This is a genomic window from Streptomyces sp. NPDC001714 (assembly GCF_042892755.1).
Taxonomy (GTDB): Bacteria; Actinomycetota; Actinomycetes; order Streptomycetales; family Streptomycetaceae; genus Streptomyces.
The window spans coordinates 1-3,137 of record NZ_JBIAUL010000066.1; the positions used below are offsets into that span (position 1 = coordinate 1).

The 3,137-nt window shown below is 68.8% G+C and carries 1 protein-coding gene; it reads left to right on the forward strand.

The window, feature by feature from the left end:
• Positions 1 to 28: 28 nt before the first annotated feature.
• Positions 29 to 3,137, forward strand: a 3,109-nt coding sequence (locus tag ACFY0P_RS52060; RefSeq protein ID WP_388929518.1) for an amino acid adenylation domain-containing protein, incomplete at its 3' end; no start/stop codon positions are given.

A 3,137-nucleotide genomic window follows, 5' to 3' on the forward strand; every position in this document is an offset into this window, starting at 1 on the left:
GGTGGTGGGTCTGTGCCTGTCGCGGGGTGTGGATCTGATCGTCGCGGTGCTGGCGGTGTTGAAGGCGGGTGGGGCCTACCTGCCGCTGGACCCGGGCTATCCGGTGGAGCGGCTGGAGTTCATGCTCGCCGACACGCGGCCGGTGTGCGTGCTGGCCGAAGGCGACACCGCAGGCGCCCTCAGTGCCTCGGACGTGACGCTCGTCCGAGTCGACGACGCCGTGTCCGCTGCCGAGTGGCAGGAGTTGCCGACGACCGATCTGACCGATCGGGAACGAGGCACGCTCCTGCCCGCGCATCCCGCGTACATGATCTACACGTCTGGTTCCACCGGTGTGCCGAAGGGCGTCGTGGCCGTGCACTCGGGCCTGGTGAATCTGGCACACGCCACCCGGCGGCGGTTCGACGCGGGTCCCCGCTCGCGGGTCGCGCAGTACGCGTCGGTGAGTTTCGACCAGTTCTGCGCGGACTGGTCACTGGCCCTGCTGTCCGGGGCGACGCTCGTCGTAGTGCCGTCGGAGCGCCGGCTCGGAGCGGAGCTGACCTCGGTCCTGGCCGAGCACGCCATCACGCACATATCCCTTCCGCCTGCCGTACTGGCGACTTTGAACCCGGCGTCGATCTCCGAGGATGTTGTCATCGAGGTCGGTGGCGAGGCGTCGTCGGCGGAGTTGCTCGCGCGCTGGTCAGCCGGGCGCATGCTGTTCAACACCTACGGTCCGACGGAGACGACCGTGGACGCGGCGGCTTGGCGGTACCGGCCCGAGGCGCCCGAGGTGCGGATCGGTTCGCCGGTGGCGAATGCGCGGGTGTATGTGCTGGACGGGTGGCTGCGGCCGGTTCCGGTGGGTGTGGCGGGTGAGCTGTATGTCGGTGGGGCTCAGGTTGCGCGGGGGTATGCGGGGCGGCCGGGGTTGACGGCGGGCCGGTTCGTGGCGGATCCGTTCGCGGCGGACGGAACACGTCTGTATCGGACCGGGGATGTGGTGCGCTGGTCCGCGGACGGCGAGCTGGTGTTCCTCGGTCGTGCCGACGATCAGGTGAAGGTCCGTGGGTTCCGGATCGAGTTGGGTGAGGTGGAGGCGGCGGTCGCCGCGCACGCGGACGTGGCACAGGCCGCGGTGATCGTCCGTGAGGACACTCCTGGGGATCGGCGGCTGGTGGCGTACGCGGTGCCTGGGCCGGAGGCCGACGGGCAGCTGCCGGATTCCGTACGGGAGTTGGTGGCGGGCCGGTTGCCGGAGTACATGGTGCCGTCGGCGCTGGTGGTGCTGGAGGAGTTGCCGTTGACGGTGAACGGCAAGCTGGACCGCGCTGCCCTGCCCACACCCGACTACGCGGGTCTGTCTTCGCAGCGGGGTCCGTCGTCGGTGGTGGAGGAGGTGCTGTGTGCCGCGTTCGCCGAGGTGCTGGGTGTGGAGCGGGTCGGGGTCGACGACAACTTCTTCGAGCTCGGCGGACACTCACTGCTCGCCGTGTCGCTGGTGGAGAAGCTCCGTGAGCGCGGCGTGGCGGTGAGTGTGCGGCGTCTGTTCTTGACACCCACCCCGGCGGGCCTCGTGGAGGAAGCGGTCGCGGCACCGGTTGACGTGCCGCCCAACCTCATTCCCCGGGACGCGGCCGAACTCAGCCCCGCCATGCTGCCTTTGGTGGAATTGAACCAGGACGAAATCGACGCGCTCTGTGCCCGCATTCCGGGCGGTGCCTCGAACGTGGCGGACGTCTATCCGCTCGCGCCCCTGCAGGAGGGGATGTTCTTCCACTACCTGCTGTCCGAAGGGGGCGACGACGTCTATCTGGAGCCGACGGTCGTGGCCTTCGAAACGCGGCAGCGTCTCGATGCGGCGCTGGAAGCCCTGCAGCAGGTGGTGGACCGGCACGAGATCTACCGGACCGCGATCGTGTGGGAGGGGCTCCGCGAACCCGTCCAGGTGGTGTGCCGCCGGGCCCAGGTGCAGGTGACCGACGTAGCCCTGGACGGGGAAACGACGGACGCCGTCACCGAGCAGCTCCTCACCGTGGCACCCTCGCGCATCGACCTGGCCCAGGCACCTCTCATACGCGCCCACGTCACCCGGGATCCGGGCACTGGCGGTTGGCTGGTGCTGCTGCAGATGCACCACCTGGTCCAGGACCACACGGGTGCCTCGGTCGCCCTGGGCGAGGTGGCGGCGATCCTGCGCGGTGAGGGCGATCGGCTTCCCGAGCCGGTGCCTTTCCGGGATTTCGTGGCGCATGCGCGGTTGGGTGTCTCCCGTGCGGAGCATGAGGCGTATTTCGCTGGGTTGCTGGGTGATGTGACGGAGACGACGGCGCCGTTCGGGCTGCTGGATGTGCACCGTGATGGTGAGGATCTGAGTCGGGCTCGTGTGGTGCTGGACGGGGTGTTGTCGGAGCGGGTGCGGGAGCGGGCGCGGGTGGTGGGGGTGTCGCCGGCGACGTTGTTCCATGTGGCGTGGGCGCGGGTGCTGGCGTCGTTGGCGGGGCGTGAGGATGTGGTGTTCGGGACGGTGTTGTTCGGGCGTATGAACGCGGGTGCGGGTGCGGATCGTACGCCGGGGTTGTTCATGAACACGTTGCCGGTGCGGTTGCGGACGGGTTCGGTGGGGGTGTTGGAGGCGGTGGAGGCGATGCAGGCCCAGCTGGCCGGGCTGCTGGTGCACGAACACGCCCCGCTGGTCGTGGCTCAGAAAGCGAGCGGCGTGCAGGCGCCGGCACCTCTGTTCACGTCGATCTTCAATTACCGCCACAGCGGCGGCTCGATGGAGTCCGGCCGGGGCGTGGAGGATATCCGGACGGTTTTTGCGAAGGACCGGACTAATTTCCCGTTGGATGTGGCGGTGGATGATTTGGGTGTGGGTTTTGGGGTTGTGGTGGGTGTGGTGGGTGGGGTGGATCCGTTGCGGGTGGCGGGGATGCTGGAGACGGCGGTGGGGAATGTGGTGGCGGTTTTGGAGTGTGGTGGGGGTGGGTTGTTGGCGGATGTGGGTGTGCTGGGTGAGGTGGAGCGGGTTGAGGTGGTGGAGGGGTGGAGTGGTGCGGTGGCGGATTTCGGGGTGGGGTCGGTGGTGGAGTTGTTCGGGCGTCGGGTGGTGGAGGATCCGGGTGCGGTGGCGGTGGTGTGTGATGGTGGTGTGG